This is a genomic window from Paenibacillus anseongensis (genome assembly GCF_009757995.1).
In the GTDB taxonomy this organism is placed as follows: domain Bacteria; phylum Bacillota; class Bacilli; order Paenibacillales; family NBRC-103111; genus Paenibacillus_E; species Paenibacillus_E chondroitinus.
The window spans coordinates 258,340-278,894 of record NZ_WSEM01000016.1; the positions used below are offsets into that span (position 1 = coordinate 258,340).

Sequence of the window (20,555 nt, forward strand, 5' to 3'; positions counted from 1 at the left end):
GCCTCCATTCGTCATACTTTTAAAAGTAGATTAAAAAACTCGATTTCATAGATTTTTAACTGCCATTCTTGCCGGATGCGAATCTCCCTAGGCAATCCCCCCGCCATCCACAACAAGCACGCTGCCCGTTACCCAAGCAGACATGTCACTCGCCAGAAATAGGACCGCATTCGCGATATCTCGTGGTGTGCCGAGTCTCTCCAGCGGGCGCCCGCCTGCCGAGGCGATTAGAAATTCAGCCTCGTTTCGCTGCAGCTGCTTCGCTTCATCACGCAGTAACGGCGTATCCGTATCACCAGGCGATACACAGTTTACACGAATGTTGGCGACGCCGTGATCGATAGCCATAGCCCGCGTCAAATTCACAACGCCAGCTTTGGCAGCACAATAGGCAGCAGCCCGATCGCCGCCTTTCAGTCCCCAACCGGATCCAGAGTTAATGATGCTGCCTCCGCCATTACGTTCCATAATCGGAATGATAGATTTGGACAGCAGATAAACGCCTTTTAAAGAGACATCAATGACTAGATCCCAGTCACGTTCTTCCAGCTCAACGACCGTTTTACGGCGAATAATCCCAGCATTATTGAATAAAATATCAATTCGTCCATGTGCAGCATCAATCTCTGCTGCAACACGCTGGCAATCTGCGGAGGAAGACACATCACAGCGGTAGAAACTCGCTTGTCCTCCTTGTGATCTGATGCCATTTACCGCCTGCTCACCTTGTGCTTCGTTAATATCCAGAATTACGGCATATGCGCCAAAGCTGGCTAGCAGTTCAGCAGTCGCAAGGCCGATTCCTGAAGCACCGCCAGTCACAACCGCTATTTTTCCTGATAAGTTCAATATGTCTTGTTGATTAAGCATGATGTGTACCCTCCTGTTGTAGCAATTTCACTTCAGATCTCATTTGATGGCTCAACCGCTCAGGTGAGGCATCTTCAGATAAAAATGGTTTAAGCAGAATCCTGAAACGGAATGCTTCCGATGTGACTGTGTTTTCCGGGGACTGAGCGGGTCCACAGCTGTTGCTGCCTAGACCATTCTGCCTGTAATCCAAGTTGAGAGTAATGTAATCCCGTGGAACAAGTTCACTAGCATGCTTGGCTGCTTCTAAGTCAGCGTCGGTATAACGCCGTGCACTGAATTCAAGTGTTGGTGCTCCTAACGCGAGTAGACCGATTCCGGCGCCGTCAGTGATGGATACCCACCTTACATCAGTCCGATTGCCATTTTCCTGCGGATAAATATAGGGCGTGAAAAGTTCATCTACGGACCCCTGATACACACCAAACCGCCCTGCTTCTTTGCTGTCGGAGTAGCTCTCGCCTGGACCACGTCCATACCATTTCACGGCGTCCATGTCCCCCGGTATCTCCATTTGGAGTCCAATCTTCGGGAGCATGGCCGGCGGCTTGCCTTCTGGAACACCGTGCACGTCGATCACAATAAGACCTGAGCCGTTTATCGTATAGGTGGTTTCACATTGGAAGCCCCAATCGAAAACAGGTGGTGCAATGCGGGACTTCCAAGTGATTCGAATCGTCCCTTCGTCCAACCGCTCCCAGCGGCAATCATCGATTCGTTCGGTGAGTCTATTCAGATGCGCCTTGTACCAGTCAGGCAAGACATACATATCGTTATCAATCGGCGCACGCCAAAAATGAAGACGCGGCCCCGTGTTCACTAGCTCTTGCCCGTTCATTCGCAGCGAACCTATTCCTGCACGCCGGGTGTCGAAGGTGATTCGGAATACATCGTTTGCTAAGATGAGCTTGCGCCCTTCCTCTCCGCAGGATAAGCTCCGTTTAGTCGGACTAGCTGCCTCATAAACAGATAAACTAGTGCTAACTCCGTTATTTCTAGCTTGTTCACTGCCACCAACTGCTGCTAGAGCGAGCTGCGCCCATGCTACCTCATGTCCTCGCTCACCCCAGAGACAATCCGCCGCAAGCGTGAAGCCGATATTCAACCAACGCTCCGCATACTGCTCCAATAAAACGAGTTGTAGATCTGTTCTTACAGGAACATGCACCTCTGCACTTTCACCTGGGCCAATTCTAGGCAGAACAAGCACGCCACTTTGGACTGTCCGACCTTCTACCGTCACACTCCAATCAGCACTGAGATGATCTAATGTAACAAAATCATAGCGATTTATAATGCGTATGCGATTATCTTTTATATACTCAACCCTAACAGGCTCAATAATTTTCTTATATTCAATTAGACCTGGAGAAGGTGTTCGATCTGGACGAATAAGACCGTCGATGACGAAATTGCTGTTGTTCGGCACATCGCCGTAGTCCCCGCCGTAAGCGTAATCGACTTTGCCATCTGCTGTTTTCCTGCGGATCCCATGGTCGATCCATTCCCAAACGAAACCGCCTTGCAGTCTTCGATAAGCATCGAAGGTATCGAAATACGGCTTGAGTCCGCCTGGACCATTCCCCATGGCATGGGCGAATTCGCATAAGATATGCGGTTTAGGATGATCCACTAGCTGTCCGAAGCTAATCATTTTTTCAACCGAAGAGTACATAGTGCTCACAATATCGCACACTTCCGCTTCGCGGTCTTCTTCATAATGAATGAGCCGCGTAGGATCCGCTTGTTTGCACCAGGCCGACATCGCACGAAAGTTACAGCCGAAGCCGGACTCATTGCCTAGTGACCAGAACAGGACAGAAGGATGATTCTTATCCCTTTCCACCATACGACGCATGCGATCGACATAAGCTTCCTGCCAGACAGGATCATCGCTTAACCGTGATATATTGCCCAAAGGCTCGAAACCATGCGTTTCCAAGTCGGTTTCTTCCATGACATATAAGCCATATTCATCACAAATATCGTAGAACCGCGGATCATTCGGATAATGAGCGGTTCTGACCGCATTGATATTATGCTGTTTCATCATCTTCACATCTTGAATCATGGTCGACACCGTCACCGTGCGCCCCGTATCAGGATGGTGATCATGCCGATTTACGCCTTTCAGCATAATAGCCTTGCCGTTCACCAAAAACTGGCCGTCCTTCACTTCAATCTTGCGGAAGCCAACCCGCTGGGCCACTGCCTCCACGATTTTATCGTTCTGATCCACGAGACAAATCATCAAATGATAGAGTGCTGGAGCTTCAGCGCTCCAAAGCGCAGGTTTCGCAACTGGGATCGAAAACGATACATGCGTATGATCCACACCGCCAATATTGATATGTTCTACAGCCGAAACAACATATGCGCCTACATGATCTAGCAGCTGAAGCTGGAGTGCCGCCCCCTGCAGACCATTTCCATGCAGTTCAACTTGAACAGATAAGGTCGCATCGCTATACTCCGCATCCAATTCGGTTACGATTCGATAGTCCACGATCCGCATCGAAGATGGCTCCGAAATCAAATACACATCCCTGAAAATACCACTCATATACCACATATCTTGGTCTTCCAAATAGCTGCCGTCTGACCACTGATAGACGCGAACTGCCATACGATTGATTCCCTGCTTCACATATGGCGTCAAATCAAACTCTGACGTCAATCGGCTTCCTTGGCTATAACCAACGAATGTCCCATTAACCCATACGTGAAAGGCACTATCTACGCCGTCGAACTTCACGGCCAGTTTTCTACCGTCCCAATGCGGTGGAAGCTCAAACTCTCGCACGTAGCTGCCCGTCGGATTATCGTTAGGCACATGCGGAGGATCGACCGGGAACGGATAATATAAGTCCGTATAATGCGGATTTCCATATCCTTTCAGCTGCCAGTGGCTTGGAACTTGAATCTCATCCCAGCCCGACATGTCATAATTTTCTAGGTAAAATTCTTCCGGCGCCCATTCAGGCCCCTTCGCATAATGAAACTTCCAGCGGCCATTCAATGATTTGAACCAAGGAGAACTCCCTCGGTCATAACTCAAAGCTCCGGCCGGGTCGGAATGTGGGATGAAATACGCACGGCTCTTCGCGCGGTTGCGCTCCAGTACCGCAAGATTATCCCAATCACGTGCTGCTTTCTCGTTACGCATCGTTGTCTCTCCTCTCGAATCTACTCCTTAATCCCCGTACCCGCGATGCCGCCGACAATGTAGCGCTGCGCGAAGAAAAATACAGCGAGCGGCGGAATGGAAATCAGGCAAGTTATTGCCATAATAGACTGCATATCGACGCCAAACATTCCTTTGAACTGCGACAGTCCAAGCGTCAGCGTATATTTTGATTGATCATTAAGAAAAATGAGCGGTCCCAGATAATCGTTCCAACAGCTCATAACCTGGAAGACACCGACTAAAATAAGCGATGGCCCCATAAGTGGAACAATGATTCGCACAAGAATAGCAAACTTATTGGCCCCGTCAATCGTTGCTGCCTCATCCAATTCGCGAGGAAGCGTCAGAATGAACTGTCTCAGCAAAAAGATAAAGTAAGCCGAACCGAACCAGGACGGAACAATTAACGGTTTAAGTGTATTGATCCAGCCCAGATAGTTAAACTCCATATATTGCGGGATCATGGTTACTTCCCAAGGGATCATCATCGTAGCAAGCACAATCAGAAACAACAGATCTCGACCTTTAAATTGGAATCTTGCAAACCCATAGGCTACGAGCGTACAGGAGATCAGTTGGCCTAGCGTTGACATCAACGTCACGATAACGGTATTTTTCAGAAATAGGTTAAAAGGCTGTATCGTCCATGCATCGGAGAAATTGCTGAACTTCCATACGGAAGGAATCCATTTGGGCGGGAAAAGGTACAGCTCAGCAGGTGATTTCACTGCCGTTGTCACCGCCCAGAACAGCGGAGCGACGAACAGCAGCGAGCAGATAATCAGCAGCGTGTAGACGATGATCCGTTTCATGCTGACCGCCTCCTTCCGCCGGATTTCACTTTCTTCTGTGATTTTTGCTTCATTTCGCCTTCATAGAACACCCAAGCCTCGGATGACTTAAATACAAGGAATGTCAGACTGAGGACAATAAGGAACATGAACCATGCGTTAGCCGCGGAATAACCCATTTTAAAAAACTTAAAAGCATTCTCGTACATGTACATCGCGTAGAAATACGTTGATTTCAGCGGACCGCCTCCGGTTAGCAGGAGCACAAGGGTCAACTGTTGAAACGCTGCGATAATGGACGTAATCAGATTAAATATAATGGTCGGGCTGAGCATCGGAATCGTCACGCTGAAGAATTGTCTGAGCTTACCCGCTCCATCGATGGAAACCGATTCATATAGATCCTTTGGTATCCCCTTGAGTCCTGCTAGAAAAATGAGCATCATCGAACCTTGCCCCCATAGACTGGCAACAACCATCGCTACCAGTGACCATTGTTTGCTATTCAACCAATCTGGACCATTAACACCGATGATCGACAGAAAATAATTCAGAATGCCATAATCGCCGCTGTATACCCAAGACCAGATCATAGCCAGAGCCACGCCTGAGATCACGGAGGGCAGGTAGAAGGCAGTTCGAAATATTGCGCTGCCGCGAATTTTCTGATTGAGTAGAATCGCTAGTCCAAGAGCAACCGCTATATTGAGCGGAACAAACAACGCTGCGAACTTGATCGTCACCCAGAACGATTTCCAGAAGAGCGGGTCTTTTGTAAACATATCCACATAATTGCCTAAACCGATAAAGCGAACTTTACCTACAATCGGCCAATCGAAAAACGAAATAATTAGCGAGAATAACAATGGCCCTAAAGTGAACACCAGGAACCCGAAGATCCATGGGAAAATGAAGAGGTAGGGAGCTACCCCACCCCAACGTGGTTTTCTTCTAGGCTTGAGGCTGGCCATTGGTTTCCCTGCGTTTGCTTGCTGTGGGTAGGTTTGAGCCATCTCCCTAACCTTCTTTCTGTAGAAATCTTATTTCAAATAACGCTCGCTGTCTTTGACAGCTTGATCCAGCGCATCCTGTGCATTGCTGCCAAGCACGATAGCTTCTACGGCCGAAGATAGCTGACGGTTTACTTCATTCCACTTGGGATTAAGCAGGAAAGCCGGCGAATTATCCGAACGCTGCAGCATCGTGTAGAATGGTTTGTACAGAGGATCCTGGTCTTTCTTAAGCTCGTTGACGACACTTACTCTGACCGGTAAATCCGCTACGCGCATTTTGATCGCTTCATTGGAAACGTAATATTTAATAAACTCCCAAGCGAGATCCTTCTGTTTCGAATCCTTCGCGATGGATAGGGCAGATTCAGCAATCACGCCTTTGACTGGTTGACCTGGAAATGCCGGCATCTCTACCGTGCCTACATCAATCCCTGCTTCCTTGAACGACTCCAACGGCCAAATTCCGCTTTCCCACATGGCAATTTTGCCGCCTTTGAAGATGTCCTCACCGCTTTGCTGTCCTTTGCCTCCGGTCAGTACGGCCGAACCGTTCTTGATCATATCGCCGAACATTTGAATGGCTCCGGCTGTTGCTTTACTATTCATAAACCCGTTTATGGTCTTGCCGTCATTAGATATATAAGAGCCGCCATTACTCCATACAAACCCTTGCAGATCGTACGTATCGTTATCCGCTCGAATACCGAAACCATACTGTTTCTTGGCTTTATCTGTCAGTTTCTTTGAGATTTCCTGGAAATCGTCCCATGTCCATCCGTCCTTCGGATAAGGAATTTTGGCCTCATCAAACATCTTCTTGTTGTAATACACAACCCGAGTCGTGAAACCAGCCGGGATTCCATAGAGCTTGTTATCAATCGTTGCGTAATTGAACAACCCTTTGTAGAAATCATCCTTCTTCAAGTCCTTGTCCCCGTCTGCGTAGCTGCCCAGCGGTTCAAGCGATTGATGATACGTTGGGAAATCCCACATATACATCACATCCGGAGGATTCGTAGCGCCGAAGCCCGCAGCCAGCTTCTGGTCGAAACCGTCGGCGTATGCTTCTACCTGAACCTTCGTCCCGGGATGGTTGACTTCGAACTTCTTCGCTATATCCTGCTCGATCTTCAGCGCATCCCCGGTATCCCATGTAGCGAATCGCAGCGTCTTCTCTGTGGCAGCATCGTTACCTTTCGCCGGTTGTGTCGCCTGGCTAGTCGTACCCTCATTATTACTGCTGCATGCTGAAAGCGTCGTTACGGCCATTGCCGTTGTAAGAACAATAAGTGAAAGTTTCTTGTTCATTTTGTCAGCTCCCCTCTCTGTGAATGAGTAGATAATAATTGAACCGCTTTCATCATAACTAAAATGAAAGCGGTTCAAAACCGATAACTATTCGAATGTTTGAGCGTTTTTGTTCGATTCACCGAGATGGGTGTCCAGATGTTCGGAGTGTGCCGTCCTTATGTTCGGCGCGGTACTGGCTTGGCGTTTGACCTGTGCAGCGTTTGAACCATTTGCTGAAATACTTGCTGTCTCCAAGCCCCGTACGCTCTGCAATCTCCTGCATCGTAAGCGGCGTGTCCTTTAATAATCCGTAGGCAAGCTTAAGCTTACGTTTGTACTGAAAAGCCACAAAACTGTCTCCCAGCGTCTTCTTAAAAATAATAGAGAAGTGACTTCGGCTGAGGCCAACCTGACTCGCCACATCGCTGACTGACCACTCAGCCGCTGGATTGTCATGCAAAAGTTTAACAGCTTTCCAGATCGGCTCCGGCCAATCTTCAGCCGTTACGCCATAGATTTTCTCTATTTCCGCTGCTTTATGCAGCGCTAAGAACGCATCAAGACGTTCCTCTGTGCTTGTAAGCGGTCCTCTTTTTGCCCACTGCAGCTTCGCGTTCTCGCTCTTTCTCTCCACAAGCAAGCTCTTAGCTGCATTCAGAAGAGATTCGGGCACCAGATAGTAGCAGCGCTCATCCCCGTAAGGAATGACAGCCCCTTTGCAAAGCTGGCGATCTTCTTCTAGCGATTCCTTTAACAGTTGAAGCCACGACGCTTCACATCCGGAAATCTTGATTAAATAGACATAAATCGGTTCACCGTGGAAAGACCACTCATCAAGCGTTCGTTTCTCCATCTCCTGAGCAAATTTGTCATTGTGGCCATTCAGCCAAGCATAAAGCAGGGTACCCAGACGCTCATCATCAACGTCACTGCCAACTGATTGGGCAGTCGTCGGTGCCGAAGGAGTCGTCGCAAGCTCATGTTGAAACTTCGCCAACATACCTTCCAGCTCTTCATCCTCGAAAGCGGTTTTGAGTAGATAACCAGCTGCTCCAAGCTTTATGCCCTGCTGCGCATACTCGAAATCACGGTGACAGCTAAGCAGAATGATCTTCGTATCGGGAGCTGTTTCCTTGACGCGTCGTGATAATTCTATTCCATCCATTTCGGGCATCACAATGTCGGTTATAACAACTTGTGGCCGATGCTCCAGGAAGGCTTCCCAAGCTTTGCGGCCATTCGGAGCGTCCGCCACCACTTCCATGCCGTATTTCCCCCAAGGAACCGTGGAACGAAGTCCTTTACGGACGATGCTCTCGTCATCTACGATCATTACCTTAATGGTCTTGATTGTTTCCATGCGGACTCTCCTCCTTCTTAGGCCATTCCATGATAATCGTTGTTCCCTCACCTTGGATAGATTGCACGGTCAGCCCGTGCTGCAGGCCAAAATGCAGCTTGAACTTCTGGTCTGCATTTTGCACACCCAGGCCTCCCCTTCCCTTGCGTTTCGTTTCGCTTGGCCGAAGCAGCTGCTTGAGCTTTTCGGCAGGAATCCCCGCTCCATTATCGGTTAATGTAAGGTGTAAATAAGTGCCTTCATCGCGAACGGTTAAACGGATCACGCCTTTGCCGTCTTCAAAGCCATGAAAAAAAATATTCTCGAACAACGGCTGTAAAGTCATGCGGGGAATTAGATATCTCTCAAGTTTCTCATCACAAGTTAGTTCATATTCGAATACGGGGCCATAGCGGACTTCCTGGATTTTCAGAAAATGCTCAATCATCCGCAGCTCGCGGCCAAGCGGTATTAGCTCCTGCGAGATATCCAAATTGCCTTCGAGCACCATCGTGAGATGGTACAGCATTTGGCGGATGTCCTCCGCTCCCTGAAGCCGGGCTTTCCATTGGATGGAGTTAAGTGTATTGAAAAGCAGATGCGGATTAATTTGATAATGAAAAGCCTTCAACTCCGCTTCCTTCTTGAGCCGCTCGCTCCTTTCAACCTCGCCGATCAAAGTCTGGATGCCGCCGACCATATTGTTAAAGCTTGTATCCAAAATGCCCAGTTCATCCTTCGCTTCAACCGGAGTCCTCGTATGCAGCTTCCCGAAGCTAACCTTCTGCATGGCGTCCTTCAGACGGCGAATCCTCGCGGTTAATCGGGTAGAGAATAGATACGCAAGCCCGAAGGCCAGCAAACAGGAAGCAACAGCAACCATAATCGTATTCGATCTTATAATGCTGGAGGATCGATAAAACGACTGGGAAGGCAATCTCGCTTCGATCGTCCATTGATTTGCCGCAAGTGTTTTGTTCCAAACAATATCACTGGTTTGCGAGGTGAAGGCAGCTGTCGTCTCATAGATAATGCGACCCTGCGGATCTGCTATGCGGAGATGAGCCTTCGTATCATTTTCGAACAGTCTGAACATATGAAGCAAATCTTCCGCATTTTCCTCGATAAGAATTTTGCTGCCCCGGAGCGCTCCGTATGGATTGTTAATGGGCACAGCTAGGCCCAGAACCGTCATCCCGGAATCTTCGTTTTCCTTCATCCCATGATTCTGAGTATAGAATCCCAACCAGTACTTGCCTTTATTGGCGTCCGACATGGATTGCCAAGCAGGAATGCGGTTGAGCTTCGTCACATCAAGATTATTTTCTCCATAATAGTAGCCGGAGCTGGTGATGATGTAGATGCCTGTCGTGCGATCGGTTTTAAGCGCTTTCAGAAGGACTTCAAAATCATTTTTATCTATAATTTCTTTATAGGTTGTCGGAACCTGGTTCCCTAGATCGACCCTCGCAGGATCAAGTAAATAGGAGTAAACGGTCTCCGTCGTCTGATTCATTCGGTTCAGATAAGAGCTCATCTGCTGCTCCAACTGCGCCACAGCGTTCTCTCCGTATTTGCCAAATTGAGAATTAATCACCTTCGCAGATTGATAATAAGACAATGCCCCAAGCGAGAGCAGTGGAATAATCGTCACAATAAGAAAGCAGAAGAGCAGCTTCGTTAGCATGCTTCGATAATAGCTAGACAAAAGGCGGAAGTTGAATCGCTTATGCAAATAACCTTTGATGATCGCACCCTCCTTCCAGCTTCTCTGAAAAAATCTTACTCTTAAGTGTAGCATGGAACAGTTTCAGCGAACAATGTATCTTCCATCCATGAAATTCAATCCCCCGAAACTGGAAAAGCACCTCCCTCTGTTAATTTTGTAACAGGAAGAAGTGCAGGTTGTATTTAATTCGTGTACTCATTACCAAGAATTAAGAATACGCTAGATGTCCATGTAAAAGCTCGATCACGCAAACCTTGTCCCGTAATCGCATCGAAATTCTCGGCCATTCCGCTGCGATCTAACATGCTGCAGAATCGATGCGCCACCATTTCTGCCAGTTCCCGATCACCCGCTGCAGCTGCTCCTTCTACGAGCAGCATCGTGGACGGCGCCCAGATCGGGCCACGCCAATAACCGTCCGGTTGATAGAAAGGGCTTTTCACGCTTTCTGTTGCCCAGCCATTACGGGTTAAGAAACGATCTTCCTCCCGTAACCCCTTCAACAAAGCTGTGCGAATCGGCTCAGGCAGACGTTTGCCCAGAAGAATGGGAACAAATAAGAGAAGGCTGTCCCCTTCTGATAATTCGTGCGTGCCGGAACGGCATGCGGTAAAGCGGTCATCCTTCCAGAAATGACGAATCATCTTATCAAGTGTGCCCTCAGCAAGTTGCCGCCATTCTTTAGCATCCTCTGCCTGTCCGAGCAGACTCGCAATCTCCGCGAGCAGTTCTGCTTGAAGAACAAGAAAGGCTGCTAAATCCGGGCTTTCTACAGGAATGCCATTATTGAAAGCTGTGCTGTTGTCCCAGCCTGAGTCATTCCCGTGATTGTATTGGGGAATGCCGTCTCCATCGCCGTCGCGATAGCGAAACCACCATTTCGTCCATTTGGAAAGTGGTTCATAGACCTCACGAAGTTGCGCTTCCTTAATATAATCCGTTCTGGCCATCATCCAAGATAGCGTCCAACCGTGTATCGGCGGCTTGTTGCAGTTCCACAGTTCATATTTATTATTGATAAAATCGGGGAGTAAACCGCTCTCATCCTGTCGGTCAAAGAAAATCATGAATTGATCCCATGCCAGCTTCGGATCATGGCGAACAAGCGCCATTGCGTTGAAACAGTGGTCCCAGCTCCAAATATTGGTCATCCAGTTCTTCGACATATACATCGCCCGCCTGGTCAGACACCCCTCTGCCGGAACGATGCAAGACCAAGTGATGTAAGCTGCAAGTTCCCGGCTTTCATGCCAGCGCTCAGGCAAGGGCAGGGAGCTATCCAACCATTGACTAAACTCTTCCTTTACTTGCTTTACGGCGTCATCGAAGGGCTCCCAAACCATTCGCGGCTCCCACACGGTGCGGAATTCCTCAACAGCAAACTCGGCAATGCCCGATTTTCTGTCAGGCAAGAAGTCTGCGATGACGTAGGAACTTTTGATTTTGTCCCATGGTACATCCATCTTCAAATCGCCTACCAGCGCTGTCAACATGAACCTGCATTCATGCTTGAAGCTGTTTACTTCCCAGCTGCCGGAAGCAGCTTGATACGCGTAATCGTAGGCAGCCGTGCGGAAAGTTAAGCGAATTCCACAGCCATTCGCGCGAATCCGAAATGTTCGGCGATCGGAGATACAAATCTCAGCGGTTAAGCCCGTTGTTGATTTCAGCTGGATCTGCTCAGGACAAGCAGCAGCCTCGAATGATACGGGTTGGCCGCTTTCATCCAGCATATCGATATGAAACGCCTCGCCGAATTTATCGTCGCCTCCACGAACGGTGCGCAGATACAGGCCTTGTTGTCTATCTTGGGCTTCAGGCAGAATCGAAATCGCTAGAAAGGATTCTCTCCGGCTGAAAGGTACAACGTTCAGGTCAAAGTTCATGTTCAATTCTCCTTTGCGGAAAGCAGTATGCGCTTTCATTGTACCGAATGGAGAACTGACGGGAAAACCGACAGTTGTTTGTGATGGATAGGTAATTTGTTGCCTGCTGAGACTTGCAAGAGTTCCAGGTGGCATTTTGTTCGGTATGATTAGTCCTATTGTTCGAATGAACTATGCCAGCTGTTCAAATTGGCTGTTATAGAGTTCGGCGTAGACTCCACCTTTAGACAACAAGTCCTCATGATTGCCGCTTTCGATGATGTCGCCGCCTTTCATGACCAGAATCAGATCGGAGTTTTTGATGGTCGAAAGCCTATGAGCGATCACGAATGAGGTTCTACCTTCTGTCAATCTTTCCATTGCAGTTTGCACGATGCGTTCGGTTCGGGTATCTACCGAGCTGGTTGCTTCGTCCAAAATAAGTAGCGGAGCATTTTGAATCATAGCGCGCGCAATGGTAATAAGTTGCTTTTGCCCTTCAGACAGACTTGCTTTGTCATTCAAAACGGTATTGTATGTATCTGGTAAAGCTTTAATGAAATGGTGTAAGCCTACGGTCTTACAGGCATTGACGACTTGCTCATCCGTCACGCCTTGCTTGCTGTAAACGATATTTTCTTTGATTGTGCCTTCAAACAGCCATGAATCCTGCAAGACAATACCAAATTGCTGATGGACATTTTCCCTCGTCACCTGATTAGTCGGCGTGCCATCCAGCAGGATTTCACCGCCATCCAACTCATAAAACCGCATGAGCAGATTGATGATCGTGGTCTTCCCTGCGCCAGTCGGGCCGACAATAGCTACCTTTTGTCCTGCCTTTATCTGAATTGAAAAATCATGGATAATTATTTTTTCAGGCTCATACCCAAATTTAACATTCTTAAATTCAACATTGCCTTTTACGTTTTGCAAGGTTTTTACCTTTTGGCTCTCGTCGGTAAGCTCTTGCTCGTCCAAAAATTCAAAAACACGCTCTCCGGCCGCTGCTGTCCGTTGCAGGTTGTTCATTGCCTGTGCCATCTGTGAAAGCGGCTGTGTAAAAAGGCGGATATACAGCATGAATGCGACAATGACGCCAAAAGAATTGCTTCCGTTCATCGCTAAAACTGCGCCTACCACGCAAACGGCTACATACCCGATATTTCCGATGAAGCCCATCAGCGGCATCATCAAGCCCGATAAAAACTGCGACTTCCATGCGCTTTGGTACAGATCTCCATTAAATTTCTCAAAGATTTTCTTTGCCTCTATCCCGCCGTTATAGACCTTCACAACATGGTGTCCGGAGTAAATTTCCTCAATGTGTCCATTGATGCTTCCGAGCCCCGCTTGCTGAGCGATAAAGAATTTTTGTGATATTTTTGCGATGATCATCATCAAAGCAAAACCTATTAGACTGGAACCTACAGCGGTCAAGGCCAGAATCCAACTGTTATAAAACATCATAATGAGCGAGCCAACAAACATCGCAATTGCGGTAACCAACTGTCCGATGCTTTGGTTCATGGTTTGCCCAATGGCATCCACGTCGTTTGTGACACGGCTGAGGATATCGCCATTGCTCGTCCTATCGAAATATTTGAGGGGCAAGCGGTTGATTTTTTGAGAAATGTCAGTCCGCATTGATTTTGATATTCTCTGTGTTACAGTCGCCATGATATAACTCTGCGCAAAACTCAGGATCGTTGAGCCTGCATAGAAAAACACAAGAAGCCAGGCAATGTTTACAACCGCGGGTATGTCAATACTGCCCTGCACCGTCTCACCTTTGATCATGGCCGGAAGCCCTTTGGCAATCTCGTTCGTCATGTCCTTGATTTTGTTGGGTCCAATAATCTGCAGCACAGTACCGGCGGCAGCCATTACAAGTGCAATCAGGATAGCTGGAAGATAAGACTTGCAATATCGAATCAATTTTACCCAAGTCGCTTTGAAATTTTTCGATTTCTCAACCGGGGCCCCCATCCTGCCTTGGCCTCCCATACCGCCGGGGCCCCCCATTGCTGCGGGTCTTTTGTGTGTATTTTCACTCATGATACAAGCTCCTCCTCACTAAGTTGTGACATGGCAATTTCCTTGTAAACCTCGCAAGTCGTGAGAAGCTCTTTATGCGTCCCTTTCCCGACCACTTTACCATCGTCGAGTACAATAATCTGGTCAGCGTCCATAATAGTACCAATACGCTGCGCGACAATCATGCTTGTAACTCCTGCCGTTTCTTTCTTTAGTGCGCTACGCAGCACACGGTCCGTTTTGTAATCCAGTGCGGAAAAACTATCGTCAAAGATATATATTTCCGGGTTTCTGCTGACGGCGCGGGCAATAGATAATCTTTGTTTCTGCCCTCCTGACAAGTTCGTACCGCCTTGAGAAATGGCCGCATCATATTGCCCCTCCATGGCTTCAATAAAATCCGTCCCCTGAGCAATGGAAATGGCTTTTTTTATTTGATCCGCCGTAGTGGTATCTTTTCCATTTTCACCGTAACCCACATTTGAACTGACCGTGCCTCTGAACAGCACCGCCTTTTGCGGAACATATCCGATTTTATTGTATAACGCTTCTTCGACATACTCCTTTACATTCACACCGTCAATTAGCACTTCGCCCTCCGTGGCGTCAAAAAAGCGTGGAACCAGATTGACGAGCGTCGATTTGCCGCTGCCAGTTGAACCGATAAAGGCGACGGTTTCACCTTGCTTTACGGAGAAACTGACATTATGTAAAACATATTCCGACGCTCCGGGATATTTAAAACTAACATTTCTGAACTCCACCTCACCGATCACCCCTGGCTTTCCTTCGGTTTGCGAACCATCGGCAATGATCGGCCTTGTATCCAACACCTCATTGATACGCTTGGCTGACACGGCTGCTCTCGGCAGCAGGACAAACATCATGGCCAACATCATAAATGACATTACAACCTGCATGGCGTAGGATGAAAATACAACCATATTGGAAAATATGGTCAACTTATCCGCCACTTGTGCGGAATCGATCAGATATGCGCCAATCCAATAAATCGATAGAGATAAGCCGCTCATAATCATGCTCATCACTGGCAGCATAAAAGCCAAACCACGAGTCGTGAAGAGTTGAGTCTCCGTCAATTCCCCATTTGCTTTTTCAAACTTTGCCTCTTGGTAATCATCAGCATTATAGGCGCGAACAACTCGAATTCCAGTGAGGTTTTCTCGGGTAACCTTGTTCATATTATCTGTAAGGGTCTGCATTTTTCGGAATTTCGGTAATACAAAAATCATTATAAACGCGATGACAATAACCAGAATCAACACCGCGCATCCGGTTGCCAGTGACCATTCGTAACCCTTGCCCGCGATTTTTGTAACCGCCCATACCGCCATAATAGGTGCTTTAATAATTAGTTGTAATCCCATAGTTACAAGCAATTGAATTTGGGTGATATCGTTTGTAGAACGTGTGATTAAGCTGGAGGTAGAAAATCGATTGATTTCTTCCATAGAAAAAGAATCTACCTTGTTGAACAGCAAAGTACGTAGCTGCCGTGAGAACGAAGCCGCGATAAGGGAGGCAAAAAATCCTACAATGACGGCAGACAGCAAACTACCAAGCGCGCAGAGCAGCATATACGCTCCATGAATCCAGATGTTGCTCATTTCGCTGCCTGGTGTCTGTACCAGTCGGGTAATTTCGGACATATAATCCGGCAACTTCAAGTCGAGATAAACCTGTGCGACAATAAACACGAGGCTGATCACCACTTGAATCCATTCTTTTAGTCTTAGTTTGCTAAAGATTCTTAACATGAGTAATGCAATCCCCCCGTTGTATATAATGGAAGTACTCAGCGTTTGTCGTTGTTTCAATTGCGGTTTGGTTCCGTTTTCTGGCAATAACCAATATTATGTTGCAGCTATCGTAGAATTATTCCAATCTGCTATGTGCAAGCATGCTTCTCATAAGTAGATATTTGGAGGTTTTGTCTGCAATCGGGGCATAAAAAAAACCGCCATTACGGCGGATATGATTCGGATTATCATGTACCTAGTCTAAGTTCAAAAAAATACTGTACAATTGGATGTTTTAACTTCATCTTCTCGGTCATGTTTATTATTCGTTTTTTTCCAACTCTTCGGTCAACTAAAGCTAAAATATTCAGTAAGATATCGTTGCTTTCTAGGCTTTCCTCTATAGAAATGGATAAAAACTTATTCGCAATAACGTTAAAATTTGATTTACTCAAAGTTGACTGTGCTGACAATAGCTCTTTTGCAAATTCCGATATTTTTCTACTTCTTACTATAACTTTTAAACGATCCTCCGGAACATTCCCTTTGGTTTCTTTTCTGACCGCTTCGATTTCATCATGGCTGATAGGAATCTGGATATCTGAATCATTCTTAATCTCCAATTCCGTCTGATACCATTTGACTAGCGTATCACTCATGTTGAGTACGTTTTTTTTATCAACTGCGATATAACAAAGCCCTGCTTTATCCGGTAAATAACGGTAGCTGGTTGAAAGGTATTCGACCCTTCCATGCAGCGCAGGACTGAGAAAACTCTCCAGTTGTTGCTTCAATTTACTCCAGGCCATTTCATCCTCCTAATATTACAAAACACCAGTTAAGGCACTCGTTCTATTACCCATCATACAATAATCAACACGTCAATTAAAAATCTGGCTGTGAAAAAAATTCAATTTCTTCGCAACACTTTTACCTTTTATCGAGTCTATATTTACAACATTAGGAAATTGAGGTGATAACCGTATATGAATTTCAAAGTAATAAACAGGAACGTCATTGTTCTCGTCTTTGCCATGATTCTGGGGAATTTTTTGGGCATTTTGCAGGCAAGTGCTGCGCCGCCGCCGCACAGAGAAATTGTCCCACCCAAAATCCCACCCGTCATCACCCTATTCGAGCAGACACCACTCTATTCTACAACAGACGATTCTCACAAACCATTTGCAGCACTTACACCTCAAGATGTGACTACAGTTGATGCTGAACAAGCATGGTACTACAAACAGCACGGAGAGAAGGTATGGATTAAAATTAAGACCACATGGGCAGGTGATCTCTGGATGCATCTGGACTATGACAAAATTGGCATCGTCAAACCGATCGATACGAACATTGCATTACTCTGGGACTCCTCTCTTTATACGCAACCATCTACTTCGACGATGACAGATATCGTGCTCGCTCCGCAAACGGTTCATGCGAATGCCGTATTCGAATCACCAGTATCGTATTTATCCAACTCCTATCGAATTGAGACCTCGTGGCTAGGAGATATGTGGATTGTCTCTCAGCCTCGTATGCTGCTGGATATGGAGATTTTGAATCAGGAGATGGATCTGCCGACAGAAACCTTGTACATGGAGGACTACGATACGTCGAGTCGTTTGCAACGTCCCTCGGATGCCAAGTTCATTCCTCCGCAAAAAGTGTTTGCTTTAGAAAAAACACAGAATGGGATTTACCATGTTCGGTCTCAAGACGGCAACACTTTTTGGGTTCAGCCGGATTTTGCACAACCTGTAGGGGTTGAGCCAATCGATGAACGTCTAAACCTTTTGAAGGACGTAAGGCTGTATATGTTTCCTACAATGCCTTTCCCAACCTTTGGCGTGCTATCAGCTCAAACCGTAAATGCATTCGAGCGATGGACCGATCCGCAAAACGAGCTATGGTATCATATTCATACTTGGGCCGGAGATATGTGGGTGCAGCCGGATAAGCCGCTATAATAAAAGAAAGAAATCCTCGGTTGCTTTCTTGACCGAGGATTTTTATATCTCCATAAGTGACAAGAGTATTTCTCCACGTTTTAAATACTTGGTTAGATGTTCTTTTAGAAGTATATCTTCATTATTCTTAATTAATTTTATTGTATGAGCAGTAAAATTCCAATTTAAGCAACCTGACAACCACAGCAATGAAGGAAGTCTGTCAAAATCATGTTGATTTAGAATATCTTTTGCCCCATAACCATGTAATACAGCTTTAGCCAGAGCAGGAGACATTTCATGTGAACCTATCCCATGAGTTCGCGAATACCATTTTATCAGCATCGCTAAACCCTCTACTCTATCTGTGTAAGTGATAGATTCAAAATCAACTATGCCTCAGATTTCACCATTAGTATCCCACAATATGTTTAGATTGTTTAGGTCACTTTGAACGATGAACTCCAATGAATCAGATTTAGCTTTTTCTATATGATATTCTGCAAGTGATATATAAGTTTGTAACATTTCGTTAGTACTTGGTATTAACGTTATTGAGTCTGCTTCTTTTCGAATCATTCCAAGAAACTGCTCTGAACCATAAATATGAGATTCTTTTGTAAATATTTTACTTTCAAATTTCACTGATATGTCGTGAATCTTTCGTGCTAGTTTGCTAAATTTTTCGGATATAGGCTCAGTGCAATGAGTAATATGCTCACCTTCAATCCACTCGAACAATAGGAATCTCCATTCCTTTTCTCCATCATGAATCAAAATAAAGGGTTCAGCATGTACAGATGGCTGGTGCTTCATAAAAGGAATTCCAGATTCACGTAAATAATTGCAAAATTTAATTTGTTCTGTAAGAACTTCATCCGTTAATTTAACAAACACATCATTTTCATATCGCTTATAGCTAATAAATCTTGCTGAGAACGCCTTTTCTTTTAAAAGAATTTTGAAATGTAAATCCCCATGCCAAGAATTCGACTGAAGTTCTTTTTCGAAAACCAAATCTTCAGGGTTACATCCATATTGTCTTACAGCCATTTGAAGTAACTTAATGTTATCCATTGCTGATGCACCGTCCTCAGCTCTTTCTAACTTATTGTTGGTAAGACTTACTCGAAAAGACAAGCTCTCCTGTGTATTTACTGATGTAATCGGTATTAAAAATATCTAGTGCAACAAGAGGGTTATTAAGACGAAAGCTCCATTGTGACAGGTTGCATAGTTCCTTTGGTTTGAAGTAGGGGGTGCCATCTGACCGAATAAAGGTCGATTTGCCACGGTTCTCTACGAGAGCTGCATTTCCGAGGAAAGGAAGAGCTGTATCAAATTTCGGTTCAATGACAACCTCGCCAATGGAATTTATGTACCCATACTTTTTATTGGGAAAGAGAATAGGCATGAGTCCGTTGTTGAAGCCTTGATAAAAAAACATAAGTGAAATATTCTTCAGGACAATATCACCATTTAAGTTAATGAAAGAGAAATGATGCATGTCACCATCTAACTGCACTGGCGCAAGTCCCTCAGAGAAGCCGCCAACTATTCTATAACCCTTTGGAGCATCCATTCGAGTACAGTCTGCTTTCCAAAAATATGGTGGCATATCCTTCAGATTTACGACTGAGAAGCCGTTGCATACTTGCCCGATTGCTGAATAAACCGGGTCTAGCGCAAATGATCCATTCCGGTCCAGTAGACCGTACTTTCCATTAACCTTTACAACGGCATGGCCTTCAACGAAACAGTTGAGAAATGGTCTCTCTTCGAATAAATAATCATACCTCCGCAGAACTTGACCGCTTTGATCAATGAGCAGACTGTTTTGTTCTGTGCTGACTAGTGCCACGCCTTCTGAGAATAAACCGATTTGGTCGAACGACGGTTTGATCACCTCAGCGCCTTCCACGTCGATAAACCCCCATCTGTTGTCACGCTTGAAAGCCGCGCGCTCATCACTGAAATATCTGACTTGTTGATAAGTAGGCGGAATGACGACCTTTCCTAGCGAATCAAAAAAGCCTGAAAGCCCATTAAATCGAAACGGGGTCAAATTACTCGCATCATTCATCCCGTACTCAGGAATGTCATTTGAGCTTCGACAATGCTTGACCAGATGAGTTATAGGCGAACATTCCGTCGGTCCCCGAAGCACCTCAAGTCTGCTTTCTTTATCCGCTTCCTCCTCAATATCTCCCCCTGCATATTCATAAGAAAGCCTTGACATTTCAGGAAAACCCATTGCATATTTGAAGCCTTCAACATCAGCTCGGATGATTGATTTTTCAATTTTCAGCAACTCATCTGCCGTGAAACCGAATGAATCGAAAAATTGAGGTTGAAACTTGGCCAAGTTCCTTTCTAATTCTTCGTAAGATATATCAAACTTATGGAAAGTGCGCCCATCTCGAAAGACAGTCCCTCCCCAACCATGATCTTCGAAATTATAGAAAGCAAGCAGGGGAAAGAACCGAGAACATTCCAAGTGAAATTTCTCAACATATGTATAGGAAATATCCTCGCGGCAGAAGAAAACTGCCCAATTACTATTCAATATTTGAATGATACAGTCCATTTCCAATTGGCGACGAAGAAGTAATACGTCCGAAATATGTTCACTCTTCAGCAAAGTACCTTGCGTAAATTCACTCATAACAAGCTAACCCCCTTTCTGTTATCATAGCATGGCATATTGGGATTATCTTACTTTATA

13 protein-coding genes and 1 pseudogene are annotated in these 20,555 nt (G+C 46.0%); 1 reads left to right on the forward strand and 13 read right to left on the reverse strand.

All coding sequences use genetic code 11. The features are described 5' to 3' along the window. Nucleotides 1-87: 87 nt before the first annotated feature. The 11 genes from GON05_RS17455 to GON05_RS17505 all read right to left on the reverse strand — a co-directional run bounded on the left by GON05_RS17455 (nucleotide 88) and on the right by GON05_RS17505 (nucleotide 16,690). Nucleotides 88-870: an SDR family NAD(P)-dependent oxidoreductase gene (locus tag GON05_RS17455; RefSeq protein WP_157320353.1), complete on the reverse strand. Its 783-nt coding sequence runs from the start codon at nucleotides 868-870 to the stop codon at nucleotides 88-90. Next, nucleotides 863-4,036 carry a beta-galactosidase, LacZ type gene (gene lacZ / locus GON05_RS17460; RefSeq protein WP_157320355.1) on the reverse strand — a complete coding sequence of 1,058 codons (3,174 nt, stop codon included), beginning with the start codon at nucleotides 4,034-4,036 and terminating at the stop codon, nucleotides 863-865. Before lacZ ends, GON05_RS17455 begins: the two co-directional genes overlap by 8 nt. A 20-nt stretch (nucleotides 4,037-4,056) precedes the next feature. Beyond that, entirely contained in the window at nucleotides 4,057-4,869 is an 813-nt protein-coding gene (locus tag GON05_RS17465) for a carbohydrate ABC transporter permease (protein ID WP_157320357.1), read from the reverse strand. After that, nucleotides 4,866-5,819, reverse strand: a complete 954-nt coding sequence (locus tag GON05_RS17470; protein WP_246239301.1) for a carbohydrate ABC transporter permease — start codon at nucleotides 5,817-5,819, stop codon at nucleotides 4,866-4,868. Before GON05_RS17470 ends, GON05_RS17465 begins: the two co-directional genes overlap by 4 nt. Before the next feature lie 69 nt (nucleotides 5,820-5,888). Next, on the reverse strand, nucleotides 5,889-7,169 hold the full coding sequence (locus tag GON05_RS17475; protein ID WP_157320362.1) for an ABC transporter substrate-binding protein: 1,281 nt from the start codon (nucleotides 7,167-7,169) through the stop codon (nucleotides 5,889-5,891). A 118-nt stretch (nucleotides 7,170-7,287) separates the two neighbouring features. After that, a complete protein-coding gene (locus tag GON05_RS17480; protein WP_157320364.1) occupies nucleotides 7,288-8,511 on the reverse strand; it encodes a response regulator transcription factor in 1,224 nt (407 codons plus the stop codon). Next, the gene (locus GON05_RS17485) at nucleotides 8,489-10,177 is read right to left on the reverse strand and encodes a sensor histidine kinase (protein WP_246239302.1); all 1,689 of its coding nucleotides are present in this window, start codon (nucleotides 10,175-10,177) and stop codon (nucleotides 8,489-8,491) included. The genes GON05_RS17480 and GON05_RS17485 overlap by 23 nt, the downstream gene beginning before the upstream one ends. A 224-nt stretch (nucleotides 10,178-10,401) precedes the next feature. After that, nucleotides 10,402-12,105: an amylo-alpha-1,6-glucosidase gene (locus tag GON05_RS17490; RefSeq protein ID WP_157320368.1), complete on the reverse strand. Its 1,704-nt coding sequence runs from the start codon at nucleotides 12,103-12,105 to the stop codon at nucleotides 10,402-10,404. Nucleotides 12,106-12,276: 171 nt separating this feature from the next. Further along, on the reverse strand, nucleotides 12,277-14,142 hold the full coding sequence (locus GON05_RS17495; RefSeq protein WP_181646123.1) for an ABC transporter ATP-binding protein: 1,866 nt from the start codon (nucleotides 14,140-14,142) through the stop codon (nucleotides 12,277-12,279). Continuing rightward, complete coding sequence (locus tag GON05_RS17500) at nucleotides 14,139-15,899, reverse strand: ABC transporter ATP-binding protein (RefSeq protein ID WP_157320370.1); 1,761 nt, start codon at nucleotides 15,897-15,899, stop codon at nucleotides 14,139-14,141. Before GON05_RS17500 ends, GON05_RS17495 begins: the two co-directional genes overlap by 4 nt. A gap of 230 nt (nucleotides 15,900-16,129) precedes the next feature. Beyond that, on the reverse strand, nucleotides 16,130-16,690 hold the full coding sequence (locus GON05_RS17505) for an SF0329 family protein (protein WP_157320372.1): 561 nt from the start codon (nucleotides 16,688-16,690) through the stop codon (nucleotides 16,130-16,132). A 177-nt stretch (nucleotides 16,691-16,867) separates the two neighbouring features. On the opposite strand from GON05_RS17505, the gene GON05_RS17510 reads away from it, so the two are divergent. Beyond that, complete coding sequence (locus tag GON05_RS17510; protein ID WP_157320375.1) at nucleotides 16,868-17,851, forward strand: hypothetical protein; 984 nt, start codon at nucleotides 16,868-16,870, stop codon at nucleotides 17,849-17,851. Nucleotides 17,852-17,893: 42 nt separating this feature from the next. Here the strand turns inward: GON05_RS17510 and GON05_RS17515 are convergent. Together GON05_RS17515 and GON05_RS17520 are read right to left on the reverse strand one after the other, a co-directional pair. After that, a pseudogene (locus GON05_RS17515) lies at nucleotides 17,894-18,883 on the reverse strand (phosphotransferase enzyme family protein). A gap of 55 nt (nucleotides 18,884-18,938) precedes the next feature. Further along, entirely contained in the window at nucleotides 18,939-20,495 is a 1,557-nt protein-coding gene (locus GON05_RS17520) for a WG repeat-containing protein (RefSeq protein ID WP_157320377.1), read from the reverse strand. Nucleotides 20,496-20,555 lie beyond the last annotated feature (60 nt).